The following is a 13,899-nucleotide window of genomic DNA, read 5'->3' as shown; positions in this document are numbered from 1 at the left end:
GCGCCTGGTTGGGGACGCGCGCTGTCTGCATCCAGTGTTGCCATCACCCGCCGCATGGGACATTGCAGGCGTGGCCGCGGGGATCAGCGCTGTTGTCGCGCGGTGGCCGTGCCGGTGGCTGTGCACTCTGCAGGCGCCATTGGCGCTGTACCGTTGAGGGTGATCCCCTGCTGGCTGCCGAGGCTGCACAGCAGGGCACGCAGCTGGTCGGCCAGTGCGTGGTACTGCCGCGCGACGGCAACGTGATTGCGTAGCAGCGCATCGTCGTTGGCCGCCTGCAGGTCCGGCAGCTCGTCCGGCGCACGCAGCTGCGCCGGGGCGATGCTGAGATCAACGCGACAGGGCGCGACCGGCGTTGGCTTCGCGCCAGATGCGCACGAACTCAGCATCAGCATCGCCGCGGTCACGGCCAGGAGTCTTGGCATGGGTCTCGATGTCCTGTTGCAGGGTTTGGAACTGCCGGGTGCGTTCGGCCTGCGTGGCCAGGCGCTGCGATTCGGCCTGCGCACCTGCGCGGGCGTTGCCGAGGTCCCGCTGATGTGCGGCCTGCGCCGCATCAGCGCGCGATGCCTGCTGTGCGGTCTGGACGGTGGCGATGGCAAGGTCCGCGCTGCGGTCGCGCAGCGTCCACCCCAGCCAGGCACAGCATGCATGGGTACCGGCGAGGACCAGCAGGCCCATGCGGAACCGCAGGGCGACGGGCGTCACTGCAGGCCTCCGCCGGCGGCGCGGTAGGCCACGCGCAGTGTTTCCAGCGCATGCTCCTTCTGCCCGTAGCCGGCGCCCGGCAGTGACGCCCAGATACGTCGTGCGGCGTTGATGCCGGCATCGAAGTGACCGAGGCGGATCAATTCGTAGGCACCGCATTGCTTGAGCAGCGCCACGGCCGCGCGGTCCTGTGAAACCGGGCCGAAGTCGGGCAGGCCCAGCCGCGCGCGCAGGTCATCCCAGGTACTGCGCAGGAACTGGTAGCGACCGGCGGCACTGGACTTGATGCCATAGCGTGGCAGCGACACCAGCACGCGGGGATGGTCGCGGTAGTCGTTGAACAACTGGCCACCCACGATCACGTCGTAGCCGCGGTCACGCGAGCGCTGGCTGGGGATGTCGGTGCCTTCGGATACCGCCAGCATGTCCAGGAATGCGGCGACGTTGGCCCCACCGAGGGCGCTGGCTGCAGCGGCGGTCATGCGGCGGCCCCCGGCTGCTTGCGCACCAGGTTCAACAGCGCGTCTATCTGCACGCTCTGCTGGGCGATCTGCGCGCGCAGGGCATTGACCTCGCCGCGCAGCTGGCCGATCTCCTGGGCCATTGCTTCGCGCTCGTGCATCAGGCCGTCGGCGCGGGTACGCTCGGCTGCGAGCTGCTCCTGCAGGGTGCGCAGGGTGTTGCTGGTGGCCTCGTCTGCGGTGCGGTCGACCTTGGCCGACGACAACCACTGGCGCAGCCACAGCGACACCGCGATCAGTACACCCGAGGTTCCCCCCAGATATTTGGCCCAGTCAGGAACACCCGCCAGCAGGTCGCTCTCGTTCATGCGCGTGCGTACCCCTTGAGCAGGGCCGGATGGACCGCAGGCGGTGGCGCGGAACGGGCACCACGCAGGGCGCGCTTGATGGTGGTCTGCGAGACACCGAACTCGCGCGCGACGTGCTCGCGAGGCATGCCACAGGCGACCGCTCGTGCGATCTGCTCGCGGCGCTCATGGGCATTGGCCGCAAAGCACGAGGCCAGGAACAACAGCTCGCCACCGAAGTGGGTGACCAGCCGTTGGGCAACGTCGCGGCCGAGGATGTCGATCAGGCGATGCTGGTCGGGCAGGGTGGAGGGAACGTAGACGATGACGCGATGACGGCCGGTGGTGCTGGAGGTGGTCGGCGGCCACGCACGCACCAGCGTGAGGGCTGCGGATTCGCCGATGACCTCGGCCAGGGTCTGGATGCTGTCGGGCAGGGCGTTCATTGAGGATGTCTTCAGTGGCATTGATCTCCACTGTTGCCGTCCCTTGCCGCCAGTCAACACCTTTCGTCTACTTTCGAGTGTGCGTGCTGAAGGTATTCATCGGTGCCCCGAGGACGGGTGAGGAGGGCTGCTCGGCAGCGTATGACGCCCTGCGGCCGCTGGCTGTTGCTGCTGATGTTTGCTCCTTCCTTCGTACTCGCAGTCCTCACAGAGAGGAGGGAAAGGCAGATCAAGGGGATGTGGCAGGTATGGGGTGAGGATGGCGTCCCGTTGGTCGTCCTCCCTCACACCGGTGAGCAGGCCCTGAAACGAAAAAGCCCCGGACGATGCCGGGGCTTCAGGACTGCAGGTGGTGCTGGATCAAAGGTCGAATACCAGGTTGCCGCCGGTCTTGCGCGGAATGTAGCCGGCATCACGCAGCCAGCGCGCTGCATTGACCTGGTCCATGCGCTTGACCGGGAAGCGGTTGGCGAACATCAGGAACCGCGCCACGGTGATCGATTCGCCCTTGCCCTTCAGGGCGGCCAGGGTCTCGGTGAACCACGGCGCGGGAGGTTGCTGGCTGCCAGGACGAGCCGCAGTGCGTTCCTGCCGGGTGGTGCCGGTCTCGGCCCGGGCGTTGGCCAGCGAGCACAGCGAGATGAAGATCGCGTCCAGGCTCACGATGTCCTTGCCACCCTTGGGCTGCGACTTGAACAATTCGATGGCCTTCTGGCGCGTCGACGTGAACTGTTCGACCTCCATGACAATTCCTCTTTGCGAAATGGTTGGGGATGCAGGGTGACGACAGGTGCCGTCGGTGATGGGGGACGACCTTACATCATTTTCGCCGATGATGGGCCGGAACCTGCGGTTGGGTCAGAAAGATGCAGGGCAGCGCGGCCCTGCTCCAGGCTCAGATCACGCCGCGCGACAGCAGCTGGTCCAGCGTCCTGCGTACCAGATCGGCCCGGCTGCCGTCGTTGCTTACCTCGATGTCGACCAGCTCATCGGGCAGTGGCTGCTCGCTGGCGTGGGTGTCATGGCCTCCATGGCCCGGGCGGCTGACGCGGATCACGACACCACCGCGGCGACGGATCGCGCAGGCCTCATTGCTGAAGCGGACGTCGGGCACCAGGCCTCCCGCAGGCAGGCGCGCGAACAGCGAGCGTACCCACAGCTCGGGATGGACGCGGTCGCGGCCCCATTCGGTACCCGCGGTCTGCATCAGGTGGCGAGGAGTGAGTTCGGCCAGCCAGTCGATGGTGTCCTCCTTGCGGCTGTCCAGTTCACGCAGGGAGAGCCCGAGGAGGGACGCGACGAACTGCCGCAGCGGTGCGGCGAAGCTGTCGCAGGGCAGTGCCAGTGCCGACGCCAGCCCGCTGGCGAGGGTGTCCTTGCCCGCGCGCTTGGCGCCGGCGATGCCGATGTAGAGCGGCGGACCCGCCTGCGGGCGTGCGCGGAGCGCAGTGCTGGCCAGGGCAGGCCCGGCACGGAACGCAGCCAGCGTGTCGGCGATCATGCGATGGCCGCTGTCGAGGGACGCGGGAATCATGGGGAATCTACTCCTTGAAGGACGTGGCCGCTGCCGGTGGATCAGGAATCACGTCCGGCGGTGCTGCGGGCGCGCAGGATGCGCTGGGTGATGCGGCCACCGCGCGCTGCCGCCGCGATCGGGTCAAAGCACAACATGGCGGTACGCGTACGACGGCCGGCAGCAAGGTGATCGCGGATGGTCCGCTCGGACAGTACCGGTACCCGTTGGTGGATCTGTCGCACGGTGAGCTGCTCACCTTCGAAGGCATGCAGTCGGGGTCGAGGCATGGCGGAAGCGCTCCTGGAAGGTGGCGTGGCCGATACAGTCATCTTGCCTCTGTGGACCGCTCCAGTCAACACCTTTCATCTACTTGCATCCTCGGCGGGCTGGGAGGGGGGATTGGCGATCCATTGCCGTACCGCCAGTGACGCCAATCGCTCGCGCTCCACAGGACCCCGGGTGGCCTGTACGCGCGCCAGGTACTGCTGGCGATGCCGGCGCGGGCTGATCGTTCTGCACCGCCCTTGAGCGTCGATGCAGCGGTAGCCCGCCAGTTGCAGCAGGCGCCGTGCCTCGCAGTCGAGGCGCCACTCGGCGCTGTCGCTGCCGACTTCGCGGCCATCATGGGTGCGTGGCATCAGAACGGTCCTGCGATGTGTTCGGACAGGCTGCGGCTGCGCGGTGGCATCAGCCATACCTTTGCCCGTTCCTTGCCCACCACGCGGGTGCGCACGCCATGCCGCTTCACCACGTAGGCGGCGGCCTCGTTGACCTCGCGCCGGTTCGGTCTGTCGATGCCCACCGCGATGACGATCTCGGTGGCACGGTAGTGCGTGCTCCAATGCTCGGCGGGGAGGGACCAGTCGAAGTGGCGATCGATCAGCTCGGCGATAGGCGAGATGGGTTCGTGCTCGCTGTTGGTGGCATTGAGCGCATCCAGCTCTTCGCCGGACAGGTGCCAGGTCTCGCCATTGCGGTACAGCGCGTGGGCTTCGGCCCACACCTGCTGCATGTCGATCCGCGCCGGTTCACCCAACGCCACGGCATGCACGGTCCACCAGCGGCTGTTGCCGGTCGCGTCACGCAGGAAGCGCTCGTCGTTGACACTGGCGAACAGGATGGTGCGCCGCGCATAGCGCGATTCGGTGCGTGCGTAAGGCCGGCGGATTTCATCGTGGCTGCGCGAGATGAATGATTTCAGCGCGGCGATATCAGTGCGGCGGAAGGTGGCGTCGACCTCACCCAGTTCCACGATCCACTTGGAGATGACCTGCTTGATGCTGTCCTTGTTGGTGGGGTCGAGTACCACGCCATCGGCGATCAGCTGCAGTTCGGCCGGCGCCAACTGCCGTGCCCAGCGCGTCTTGCCCAGATTCTGCCTGGAGACGAAGGTCAGTACACCACGTGCGACCACGCCATCCGGTTCAAAGGCGGCCGCCACGCCGGAGATCAGCCAGCGCCGCATCAGCACCTCCTTCAGGATGCGGCCATCGGCCATGCGCGTGGGCTGGGCTTCCTGCACGGTGTCGAAGAACGCCTGGAGGCGGGAGTGGCCATCCCAGGGCTGCGAAGTGATCCAGCTGGCAACGGGATTGTAGGGATTGGCTTCGGCCACCTGGCACAGGTTGGTCTCGAAGCTGGCGGTGGCCATGCCGGCACGGTGCATGCAGTCCATCACTTCGCCGGCGGCAACCTCCTTGGCATTGTCGATCGTGGACTGGAGGTCCGGCACCAGGATCTCCAGGTCCTTGCGGATGACGTTGTAACGCACCGTAATGCCGGTGCGGCGGCACAGCTCGGCGAGATTGCGCGCGGTCGGCAACGGGCGGCCGCGTGCGTTGCTGTCCGGGAACGGAGTGAAGGTATCGAAGGCGGAGAGGTTGCCGGGAACCTGGTAGCTCGCGGCGGCCGGGGAGCGTGTGCCGCTCTCGGCGGGGACTTCGCCCGGCGCGCACGGTCGGTCGGCAAGCAACTGCGCGCGCAGTGCTTCCAGGCCTTCACGCCGATGTAGGTCGTTGAAGTCGGTGGGGCGATCATCGTCGCCGTGCACGATGGCGAATTCCGGCCAGACCACCCGAGCACCGATGTCTACCGCAGCCTGCGTGGCCTGGCTGACACCAGGGTTCTCCAGTGGTTGCCGCGTCCATTGGTCGTTATCCGCGCAGAGCACGAACGAGGCATCGGGTACGGCGTTGCGCCAGGCACGGGCCACGGCCGTCAGGTTGCCCGCATCCCACGCGACCACGACGCACCAGCCGGTGGCCTGATGGATCGATGCCGCGGTGGCATAGCCCTCGGCAATGGCGATGGGATGCCCGGGCAATGGCTTGCCGATGACATGGAAGCAGCCCTGCTTGCGGCCACCGGCCAGGAAGTCCTTGTCGCGCCCCAGTGCCGGGTCGGTACGGGGAAGGATCGCCTGCAGGGAGACGATGCGCCCGGCAGTGTTCACCACCGGCACCAACAGCGCATTCTCGATGTGGCGGAACACCAGCCCGTCGCTGTTGCGTACCGGCCACGCTGCCACGCGCAGGCCATGAGCGTGCACGCCCTTCCGGGCAAGATAGGGGTGGCTGTCGTCGGCGGGCATGGCCCGCTGCCACAGTACGTTGGCGGCCTTGGCTGCGGCATCCTCGCGCTCGCGTTGTTGCCGCTCCCGTTCGGTCCGGGCCGATTCCTGGCGCTGCCGGATCGCGCGCTGCTCGGTGGGACTCAGCGTGGCCGGTGATTGCGCGCACCAGGCGTGACGGGTACCGGTACGCCAGCTGCCGAACTCGCCGGCGGGCACGTTGTCGCCGAACAGGACCGCCCAGCCATTGCGGGTGCCACGACGGTCACCCTCCACGTGGAAGCGCACCAGCGTGCCGTCGGCGTTGAGTGCATCGCGTCCGCGTGCGTCCGGCACGATGCCGTGTGCATGCATGGCCTGCAGGAACGCCGGGACGACGTCCTGCGTTGGGTGCGGTGTGTACATTCGGCGGGACCCCCTTGGAACGTTGTTCGATGCACAGCGACCGTGTATGGCAATGGTGCTGTGCGATGCCTGCGCTGTGCAGGCCATGCGGCGGCGGCCCGACGCGAAGTGGTCAGTAGGTGATGGGAGGTGTTGATGTGGTCATGGTGTCCGATGGATCCGCCATTTGCAACACCTTTGGATACCTGCTGTCCCTGGATCCGCCAAAGGCGCTCCACGCGGTTGAACATGCGACTGCGATCGCAGATCCGCATCATCGCCGTCTTGTGTCGCAATCGGCGAGAACCGGTTTCCGGATGATGGCCGGGCCGTTCGACGCGGCCCTTCACTCTCTCTCGAACGCCCGCCAGGGCGCCCATGCACAAGGAGCCTGCATGACTGAAGCCGACCTCAATGAAATGCCCCGGCCTGACGCCACATGCGCGCCGCAGGCCGCGGCCGCGACGTTCTCAATCAGTGCGACGACCCCTCGATAAAATACAACCCGCATGACGGACACCATCGACGAAGCGCAGGAACTGGACGCGCGCCATCTGCAACGAGCACTGGCCCAGCACGCAACGCGGGCCCGCAGCGTTGCCCCACTCACGCCCATTGGGGAATGCCACAACCCGGACTGCAGCGAAGACTTCGACAACGATCCGGCCAGGCTGTTCTGTGGGCCTGCCTGTGCCGAGCGTTTCGAAGCCATCCATCAACACCGCAACGCATAGGAACAGGGGACATGTCTCTGAACAGCAACGACGCTGGCTTCACCGAACGCATCGCCGGATTGTCGGCCGAGCTCGCCGTGCTGGTGAGCCTGGTGGAGAACCACATCCATCTGCAGTTGGCCGACCTGGCCGAATCGGGTGATGTGGATGCACAGGAGCGATTTGCGGTGGCCGATCCGGAGCGCTGGTTGGAGAACGCCCGCAACAGCCTGCAGGCGGGCGTCATGTTCCTGGAACGTGCGGTGCAGCAGCCCGCGCGGTTCTAGCAATGCGATGTGGGGACGGAAGGGGCTGTAAGGCCGCCTTCCGTCCCCCTTTGGGGCCGTGGAGAGCGTCTGCGTCCGCGGCTGCGTCATAACGTCGCACCACCTTTCTGGAAACCCTGAACGTGGTCCAAGGCTGGATGCAGCCCCGTAGAATGGTGGCGTGCGTCGTTCTGTCCTCCACCGCCGGTTCCAGGTCCTGGCATGGCTTGCCATGCTGCTGGTGCTGCTCGCCCCGCTGGTGAGCCGCTGGCTGGTACATGGCCATGTTGCGGCCACCGCACCGGTGGCAGCCATGAATCACGCGACGCACGCAGAGCATGCGCAGCACGCGATGGAGGGGCACCACGACCATCACGCGATGGCAATGCAGTTGGGCGAGGTCGTGAAGAAGCCGCCTGCCGATCCACACGCCGACCATGAGATGGGCGTGGACTGCGATTACTGCCTGATCGCGGCACGGTTGATCACCCTGCTGGTGGCGGCAGTGCTGCTGTTGGCGCCGATGGCGCCGGTATGCCGCGCGCTGCGCGGTGCGGTGCAGACGTTGCCGCAACGGATCAGCGGCACATTGGGAGCGCGTGGGCCGCCGGCACTGATGGCCGCCTGAGCCCTGCGCGCGCGCCTTTGGATTGATTTTTCCGAGCTGACAGGCATGGCCTGGCAATGCTGCGTGCGCGTTCTCCGAATTCCCTGAGCTGCCCTGCCACTGCGGGGTGGCGCTGCATGCCGTGAACAAATGAAAACCAACCCCAACTCCGCGCGCCTGCGCAGGGCGACACTGCCTGCGCTGTGCATGTCCCTGTTGTACGCCGTGCCCGCCCTTGCCGCCGATGCGCCACCTCCGACCACGCTGGATACCGTGCGCGTGGTCGACACCCGCAGCGGTGAACTGTCTTCCACCGCCAGCGCCGGGTCTGCGCTGGGCCTGAGCGTGCTGCAGACACCGGCCAGCCTGACCGTGATCTCGCGCGAACAACTGGAACAGCGGGGCGACACCAACCTCAACGATGCGATCAGCCGAGCGGGTGCGATCAGTGCGATGCCGCATCCGGGCAATGGCCTGAGTGCGCTGTCCAGCCGTGGCTTCACCGATGGCGCCTCGGTGATGCGCCTGTACGACGGGCTTCGCCAGTACGGCGGCGTGGGCATCACCTTCCCGTTCGATACCTGGTCGATCGAACGCATCGAAGTACTGCGCGGCCCGGCGTCGGTCATCCATGGTGATGGCGCCATTGGCGGGGTCATCAACATCGTGCCCAAGAAGCCCTCGCGTAGCGCCATCGAGAACGAGATCAGCGTGACCGTCGGCAGCGAGGATACTGCGCGCCTGGGCTTCGGCAGCGGCGGTGCGTTGACCCCGGACCTGGCCTATCGGCTGGACGTGAGTGGCAACTACAGCGGTGGATGGGTCGATCGCGGGCGCAACAAGGACGCGACCTTCTCCGGTGCCTTGCTGTGGCAGCCGCGCACGGATCTGCAGCTGACGCTCACCCATGCGCAGGGCCACCAGAAACCGATGCGCTACTTCGGCACGCCGCTGGTGGATGGCCACCAGCTGGAAGCACTTCGCCATCGCAACTACAACGTGGAAGACAGCGACATCCGTTATCGCGACCGCTGGACCCAACTTGATGCGCTGTGGATGCCGACCTCGAACGTGGAATGGCGCACCCGCGTCTACCAGATCGACAGCCAGCGCGACTGGCGCAATGCCGAGGCCTATGTCTACAACCGCGCCACCGGCTTGATCGATCGCTCCGGCAACACCGAGATCACCCACAACCAGGACCAGACCGGGTTGACCTCGACACTGCGGGTACAAGGAAACATCGCGGGCCTGGCCAACCGCTTTGCCGTGGGCCTCGATGCCAATCGTGCGCACTTCAAGCACACCAACAACACCTATGCCGGCAGCTCGGGCCCGGTCTATCCGTTCGATCCGGTGCCAGGCCGGTTCGCCAGCGACGCGCCCAACCTGCCGCGCTATCGCAACCGCGCCGAGCAGTACGCGCTGTTCGTGGAGGACCGGCTGGCGTTGAGCGAACGCTGGTCGGTACTGGGTGGACTGCGCCACGACCGCGCGCGCATCGATCGCACCGATCTGATCAGTGGCCAGAACGCGTTCTCGAAGACCTACAGCAGCACCGGCTGGCGTGCAGGTACCGTATTCGCGCTGCAGCCGACGCTGAGCCTCTACGCGCAGTACTCACAGGCGGCGGACCCGGTCAGTGGACTGCTGATGATCAGCCCAGCCAACGGTGCCTTCGATCTGGCCAAGGGCCGGCAGATCGAGGTGGGCCTGAAGCAGGCCTTCGATGGCGGCGAGTGGACGCTGGCGGCGTATCGCATCCGCAAGACCGGTCTGCTCAGCCGTGATCCGCTGGTGCCGGATCGCCGGGTGCAGGTGGGTGCGCAGACCTCGCGCGGTATTGAAGCGTCCTTGAACTGGAACTTCGCGCCGCACTGGTCGCTCGATGCCAACGCGACGGTGCTGAAGGCCGAGTTCGAGGACTTCCTGGAAACCACGGGTTCGCCGGCGGTGCTGGTGTCGCGTGATGGCAACGTACCGCCGAACGTGGCCGAGCGCTTGGCCAACGCATGGTTGAGCTGGCAGTTCCTGCCGGACTGGAGCGCAGCGGCGGGTGTTCGCTATGTCGGCAAGCGCTACGCCGACAATGCCAACGCGTTGGAACTTCCCGGCTACAGCACCACCGACCTGGCGCTGACCTGGCAGGCGGCACCGCGCACGCGGCTGTCCGCGCGGTTGTTCAACGTGTTCGACAAGGCGTACTACGCCACCGCGTACTACACCAGCACGCAATGGCTGCTGGGTGCGGACCGGCGCGTCGAACTCACCGTCGACCATCGCTTCTGAGGAGGCCGGCCATGACGCTGCGATCCACCGCCAGGCGCTGGACCTATCTGGTGCACCGCTGGCTGGGCATTGGTGGGTGCCTGTTGATGCTGCTGTGGTTCGTGAGTGGCATGGTGATGCTGTTCATCGGCTACCCGAAGCTGACGCCGGGTGAGCGGCTGGCGGCGTTGCCGGTGCTGGGGGATGCCCGCGGCTGGCAGGGGCTGTCGGCATTGCCGGCCGCCGTGCAGGCCGAGCCGGAGGCCGTGGCACTGACGACGCTGCGCGGCGAGCCAGCGTATGTGGTGCGAAGCGGCGGCAACGTGGGCGCCTGGTCTGCGCGCACCGGCCAGGTGCTGCTGCCGGTGTCGGCACAGCGTGCCGAAGCATCCGCTGCGCAGTTTGCTGGCGGCCAGGCGTTCGTCGGCGCGATGCGCGTGGATGAGGATCGCTGGACGCACTCGCGCGCGCTGGACGCGCACCGGCCGCTGTACCGGGTGGAGGTAGGGGGCGCGCAGCCGGGTGACCTGTATGTGTCCTCGCACACCGGCGAAGTGGTGCTGGACGCACCGCATGTGCAGCAGCGTTGGAACTATGTGGGTGCCTGGCTGCACTGGCTGTACTTCCTGCGCATGCAGTCGGTGGACCCGGTGTGGACGTGGGTGGTGATCGTGTTGTCCGCGCTGTGCACGGTGGCCGCAGTCAGCGGCATCGTGGTCGGTGTGTGGCGCTGGCGTTTCCGTGGACACTACCGTTCGGGTGCAAAGACGCCATACGTCGAACCATGGATGCGCTGGCACCATCTGATCGGGCTGGTGGCTGCAGCGTTCGTGTTCACCTGGATCTTCAGCGGGCTGATGTCGATGAACCCGTGGGGCGTCTTGAGCAGCACGCGCGAGGCGATCGACAGCGGACGTTATCGTGGTGGTCCGGTGGTGGTGGATGGCGCACTGGGCGAACCAGCGGCGCTGCTGACGGCCGTCGAGGCCGAGCGGTTCAAGCCCGTGGAGATCCAGTGGCGACGCATCGGTGGCGAGCTGTTCGCGGTGCTGCTGGACGGACAGGGCGAGACCCGTATCGTGTCCGGCAGCAATGGGCATCTGCAGGTTGCGCGGTGGCTGCCGGCCGGGTGGCTGCAGCAGAAGGTGCGGGCGCTGTCGGATGCGCCCATGCAGGGGTACTGGGTCCAGCATGCAGCGGATGCGTACTTCTACCCACGTGCACCGGAAGCCATGAACGGCGCAGCGGTGCGCCGCTTCCCGGTGGCGGTGGTGGACTTCGGCGATGCCGAGGCGACGCGCGTCTACCTAGACCTGGCCACCGGCGATCCATTGCTGACGATGGGGTATCGCGAGCGGGTGGGGCGCTGGCTGTTCTACTTCCTGCACAGCTGGGACCTGCCTGCGATGCTGCGCTTCGACACCGCCCGGTTGGCTGTTCTGCTGCTGTTGAGCGTTGCGGGCACTGCGTTGTGTGCAACGGCCACGGTGATCGGCTACCGCCGGTTGCGGATGAAGCTGCGGCGCAGGCGGCGCTGATGCACTGGGCTACACCCGCAGCCAACGCGTGGACACGGCCACCAGCAGCAAGGCCGTGGCCACGCCGATGAACGCGGTGATCAGGCCGAAATGGTTGGCGGCGAAGCCGATCAGCGCCGGTCCGGCAAGGATGCCGGCGAAGCCCAGCGTGGATACCGCGGTGATCGCCAAGGCTCCGGGCATACGGGTCTGGTGGCCGGCCAGCGAGAACAGCGCCGGTGCGATGTTGGCGCAGCCAAGGCCGACCAGCACATAGCCCGCCAGCGACGCCTGCCATGGCGTGACCAGGGTCAGCAACAGCACGCCAGCGGCAGCAAGCAGAGCGCCGAGAACGATCGCGCGCTGGCGGCCCACGCGCGCCACCAGTGCATCGCCGAACAGGCGGGCGATGGTCATGGTCAGGGTGAAGGTCACATAGCCGATACCGGCGAGGCTGGCATCGACGCGACGCACATCGCTGAGGAACACCGCGCTCCAATCCAGCATCGCGCCTTCACCGAGGAAGGCGACGAACGCCAGCACGCCGATGAACAACACGATGCCATGCGGCATGGCCAGCATCGGGGTGTCATGCGGCATGCGTTCGCTGTGCCAGTACGCTGCCGACAACAGCATCACCAGGAGCATGGCGCCAACGCCGATCAGCACCGATGCCAAGGGGGGCAGCTGTGCGGACAGCAGCACGGTCATGGTGGCCGCGCCGAGGAAGCCGCCGATGCTGAAGAAGGCATGGAAGCCGGACATCATCACGCGCCGTGCTTCGCGCTCGACGATGACGGCCTGTACGTTCATCGTGCAGTCCATCGCGCCCACGGCGGCACCGAACACGAACAGCACCAGTCCCAGCGTCCAGGCCGAACCGGCCAGTGCCAGGCCGGGCACCGTCAGGCAGATCAGCAGGCTGCTGGCCACCATCACCCGGCGGCAGCCGAGGCGCGCGGCCAGCACGCCGGACAAGGGCATCGCCAGCAGCGAACCGGCACCGAGGCAGAGCAGTACCAGGCCCAGCGTCGCGTCATTGATCCCGGTACGTGCCTTGGCGAAGGGCACCAGCGTGGCCCACAGCGCGGTGGCGAAGCCGGGAATGAAGAATGCAGCGCGGGTCGCGTGCTGTTCGGCACGCGCGCGGTTGGCGAGGGACATGAGCGGTACGGTCAGGGAGGAGTGGGGTGCACCGCAATACCGGCGGCGCGGAAGCGAGCTGCCAGTGCGGGCGGTGCGGTGGTGGTCAGCACCAGATCGTCGATCTCGTCGAGGCCGGCGATCTGCCAGTGGCCGCGGGCGCCGAGCTTTTCCGTGGTGGTGGCGACGATGATGCGACTGCTGCAGGCCACCATCGCGCGCTTGAGCGTGGCTTCCTCGGCATCCATCGCCCACACGCCGGTGTCGCCGTCCACCGCGCAGGGGCCGGGCAGGTACACGTCGGCACGCAGGCGTTGCACCTGGGCCAACGCTTCGGCACCGACCGCACCGCCGCCGCTGGCCAGGCGGCCGCCGATCAGCTGCACCAGGGTGCCTTCAAGCATGCTGGCGGCGGTGGCGATCTGCGGGGCATTGGTGATCACCGTCAGCCCGAGAGCGGCCGGCAGTTGCTGGGCGATCGCCAGGTTGGTCGAACCGGCATCAAGCAGTACGACCTGGCCGGGTTGCAGCAGCGCGCAGACGCGGGCGGCCAGCTCGGCCTTGTCGCTGCGGTCGCGGGTGAGCCGCTCGCGCAGCGGGCGTTCCTTCGGCGGTGGCAGCACGGCGCCGCCGTAGACACGCTGGCACAGGCCCTGTGCGGCCAGCTCGCGCAGGTCTCGGCGGATCGAGTCTTCGGAGACGGCATAGCGGCGCGCCAGTTCGGCGGCGACCACGCGGCCCTGCTGGCGCAGTTCCTCGAGGATCTGCCGGGTGCGCTGGGCGGGGAGGGGGCTGGGAACGGAGCTCATGACACAATTCTGCACATTCGTGCATTAACGTGCAACAACGTGCAATGGATGGAAGTGGGCACAGGGTGGCTGGACTGCCGGTGAACCCGCCGGCGCCCGGGGTCTATGGATCGCCCTCGCGGCCCGGCATCATGGCGGGGCACTT

Annotated in this window: 17 protein-coding genes; 5 read left to right on the top strand and 12 right to left on the bottom strand. The window is 67.0% G+C overall.

Translation table 11 applies throughout. The features are described 5' to 3' along the window. Window positions 1–83: 83 nt before the first annotated feature. The 10 genes from RI032_RS04305 to RI032_RS04260 form a co-directional block, all read right to left on the bottom strand. The gene (locus RI032_RS04305) at window positions 84–389 is read right to left on the bottom strand and encodes a hypothetical protein (RefSeq protein WP_158003730.1); all 306 of its coding nucleotides are present in this window, start codon (window positions 387–389) and stop codon (window positions 84–86) included. Then, complete coding sequence (locus RI032_RS04300; protein WP_029550698.1) at window positions 331–708, bottom strand: hypothetical protein; 378 nt, start codon at window positions 706–708, stop codon at window positions 331–333. Before RI032_RS04300 ends, RI032_RS04305 begins: the two co-directional genes overlap by 59 nt. After that, window positions 705–1,190 (bottom strand): glycoside hydrolase family 24 protein, encoded by a 486-nt coding sequence (locus RI032_RS04295; protein ID WP_322547917.1) that lies wholly within the window; start codon window positions 1,188–1,190, stop codon window positions 705–707. The genes RI032_RS04300 and RI032_RS04295 overlap by 4 nt, the downstream gene beginning before the upstream one ends. After that, complete coding sequence (locus tag RI032_RS04290) at window positions 1,187–1,537, bottom strand: hypothetical protein (protein ID WP_010483765.1); 351 nt, start codon at window positions 1,535–1,537, stop codon at window positions 1,187–1,189. Before RI032_RS04290 ends, RI032_RS04295 begins: the two co-directional genes overlap by 4 nt. After that, window positions 1,534–1,962, bottom strand: a complete 429-nt coding sequence (locus RI032_RS04285; protein ID WP_019336914.1) for a Mor transcription activator family protein — start codon at window positions 1,960–1,962, stop codon at window positions 1,534–1,536. Before RI032_RS04285 ends, RI032_RS04290 begins: the two co-directional genes overlap by 4 nt. A 360-nt stretch (window positions 1,963–2,322) precedes the next feature. Further along, window positions 2,323–2,706: a hypothetical protein gene (locus tag RI032_RS04280; RefSeq protein WP_019336915.1), complete on the bottom strand. Its 384-nt coding sequence runs from the start codon at window positions 2,704–2,706 to the stop codon at window positions 2,323–2,325. Between the two features lie 151 nt (window positions 2,707–2,857). Continuing rightward, window positions 2,858–3,496 (bottom strand): deoxynucleotide monophosphate kinase family protein, encoded by a 639-nt coding sequence (locus RI032_RS04275; RefSeq protein WP_049410199.1) that lies wholly within the window; start codon window positions 3,494–3,496, stop codon window positions 2,858–2,860. A 41-nt stretch (window positions 3,497–3,537) separates the two neighbouring features. Next, entirely contained in the window at window positions 3,538–3,765 is a 228-nt protein-coding gene (locus tag RI032_RS04270) for a hypothetical protein (RefSeq protein WP_322547916.1), read from the bottom strand. Between the two features lie 75 nt (window positions 3,766–3,840). Further along, on the bottom strand, window positions 3,841–4,116 hold the full coding sequence (locus tag RI032_RS04265) for a hypothetical protein (protein WP_049410201.1): 276 nt from the start codon (window positions 4,114–4,116) through the stop codon (window positions 3,841–3,843). Then, the gene (locus RI032_RS04260; RefSeq protein WP_322547915.1) at window positions 4,116–6,452 is read right to left on the bottom strand and encodes a VapE domain-containing protein; all 2,337 of its coding nucleotides are present in this window, start codon (window positions 6,450–6,452) and stop codon (window positions 4,116–4,118) included. The genes RI032_RS04265 and RI032_RS04260 overlap by 1 nt, the downstream gene beginning before the upstream one ends. 488 nt (window positions 6,453–6,940) lie before the next feature. Here RI032_RS04260 and RI032_RS04255 point away from each other — a divergent pair, with 488 nt between their 5' ends. The 5 genes from RI032_RS04255 to RI032_RS04235 all read left to right on the top strand — a co-directional run bounded on the left by RI032_RS04255 (window position 6,941) and on the right by RI032_RS04235 (window position 11,823). Then, on the top strand, window positions 6,941–7,165 hold the full coding sequence (locus RI032_RS04255) for a hypothetical protein (protein WP_054171133.1): 225 nt from the start codon (window positions 6,941–6,943) through the stop codon (window positions 7,163–7,165). Between the two features lie 11 nt (window positions 7,166–7,176). Continuing rightward, complete coding sequence (locus tag RI032_RS04250) at window positions 7,177–7,431, top strand: hypothetical protein (protein WP_322547914.1); 255 nt, start codon at window positions 7,177–7,179, stop codon at window positions 7,429–7,431. Window positions 7,432–7,642: 211 nt separating this feature from the next. Then, window positions 7,643–8,038 (top strand): DUF2946 family protein, encoded by a 396-nt coding sequence (locus tag RI032_RS04245; protein WP_322548259.1) that lies wholly within the window; start codon window positions 7,643–7,645, stop codon window positions 8,036–8,038. Between the two features lie 129 nt (window positions 8,039–8,167). Further along, window positions 8,168–10,306 carry a TonB-dependent receptor gene (locus tag RI032_RS04240; RefSeq protein WP_322547913.1) on the top strand — a complete coding sequence of 713 codons (2,139 nt, stop codon included), beginning with the start codon at window positions 8,168–8,170 and terminating at the stop codon, window positions 10,304–10,306. 11 nt (window positions 10,307–10,317) lie between these two features. Continuing rightward, window positions 10,318–11,823, top strand: coding sequence for a PepSY domain-containing protein (locus RI032_RS04235; RefSeq protein WP_057503283.1), 1,506 nt, complete (start codon window positions 10,318–10,320; stop codon window positions 11,821–11,823). Window positions 11,824–11,832: 9 nt separating this feature from the next. Here the strand turns inward: RI032_RS04235 and RI032_RS04230 are convergent, their stop codons facing one another. Together RI032_RS04230 and RI032_RS04225 are read right to left on the bottom strand one after the other, a co-directional pair. After that, window positions 11,833–12,966: an MFS transporter gene (locus RI032_RS04230; protein WP_322547912.1), complete on the bottom strand. Its 1,134-nt coding sequence runs from the start codon at window positions 12,964–12,966 to the stop codon at window positions 11,833–11,835. Window positions 12,967–12,977: 11 nt separating this feature from the next. Then, window positions 12,978–13,754 carry a DeoR/GlpR family DNA-binding transcription regulator gene (locus RI032_RS04225; protein WP_322547911.1) on the bottom strand — a complete coding sequence of 259 codons (777 nt, stop codon included), beginning with the start codon at window positions 13,752–13,754 and terminating at the stop codon, window positions 12,978–12,980. Window positions 13,755–13,899 lie beyond the last annotated feature (145 nt).

The sequence above is a fragment of the Stenotrophomonas geniculata genome, from assembly GCF_034508895.1.
Lineage (GTDB): Bacteria > Pseudomonadota > Gammaproteobacteria > Xanthomonadales > Xanthomonadaceae > Stenotrophomonas > Stenotrophomonas geniculata.
Note: the sequence above shows the minus strand (reverse complement) of the source record. Positions and strands in the feature narration are given on the sequence as shown.

What these genes read in the sequence shown, in the direction of transcription:
- RI032_RS04260 (WP_322547915.1), bottom strand. Translation starts at nt 6,452, where the DNA reads ATGTACACACCGCACCCAACGCAGGACGTCGTCCCGGCGTTCCTGCAG.
- RI032_RS04305 (WP_158003730.1), bottom strand. Translation starts at nt 389, where the DNA reads ATGCTGAGTTCGTGCGCATCTGGCGCGAAGCCAACGCCGGTCGCGCCC.
- RI032_RS04270 (WP_322547916.1), bottom strand. Translation starts at nt 3,765, where the DNA reads ATGCCTCGACCCCGACTGCATGCCTTCGAAGGTGAGCAGCTCACCGTG.
- RI032_RS04280 (WP_019336915.1), bottom strand. Translation starts at nt 2,706, where the DNA reads ATGGAGGTCGAACAGTTCACGTCGACGCGCCAGAAGGCCATCGAATTG.
- RI032_RS04230 (WP_322547912.1), bottom strand. Translation starts at nt 12,966, where the DNA reads ATGTCCCTCGCCAACCGCGCGCGTGCCGAACAGCACGCGACCCGCGCT.
- RI032_RS04245 (WP_322548259.1), top strand. Translation starts at nt 7,643, where the DNA reads ATGCTGCTGGTGCTGCTCGCCCCGCTGGTGAGCCGCTGGCTGGTACAT.
- RI032_RS04285 (WP_019336914.1), bottom strand. Translation starts at nt 1,962, where the DNA reads ATGAACGCCCTGCCCGACAGCATCCAGACCCTGGCCGAGGTCATCGGC.
- RI032_RS04240 (WP_322547913.1), top strand. Translation starts at nt 8,168, where the DNA reads ATGAAAACCAACCCCAACTCCGCGCGCCTGCGCAGGGCGACACTGCCT.
- RI032_RS04250 (WP_322547914.1), top strand. Translation starts at nt 7,177, where the DNA reads ATGTCTCTGAACAGCAACGACGCTGGCTTCACCGAACGCATCGCCGGA.
- RI032_RS04265 (WP_049410201.1), bottom strand. Translation starts at nt 4,116, where the DNA reads ATGCCACGCACCCATGATGGCCGCGAAGTCGGCAGCGACAGCGCCGAG.
- RI032_RS04295 (WP_322547917.1), bottom strand. Translation starts at nt 1,190, where the DNA reads ATGACCGCCGCTGCAGCCAGCGCCCTCGGTGGGGCCAACGTCGCCGCA.
- RI032_RS04290 (WP_010483765.1), bottom strand. Translation starts at nt 1,537, where the DNA reads ATGAACGAGAGCGACCTGCTGGCGGGTGTTCCTGACTGGGCCAAATAT.
- RI032_RS04235 (WP_057503283.1), top strand. Translation starts at nt 10,318, where the DNA reads ATGACGCTGCGATCCACCGCCAGGCGCTGGACCTATCTGGTGCACCGC.
- RI032_RS04225 (WP_322547911.1), bottom strand. Translation starts at nt 13,754, where the DNA reads ATGAGCTCCGTTCCCAGCCCCCTCCCCGCCCAGCGCACCCGGCAGATC.
- RI032_RS04255 (WP_054171133.1), top strand. Translation starts at nt 6,941, where the DNA reads ATGACGGACACCATCGACGAAGCGCAGGAACTGGACGCGCGCCATCTG.
- RI032_RS04275 (WP_049410199.1), bottom strand. Translation starts at nt 3,496, where the DNA reads ATGATTCCCGCGTCCCTCGACAGCGGCCATCGCATGATCGCCGACACG.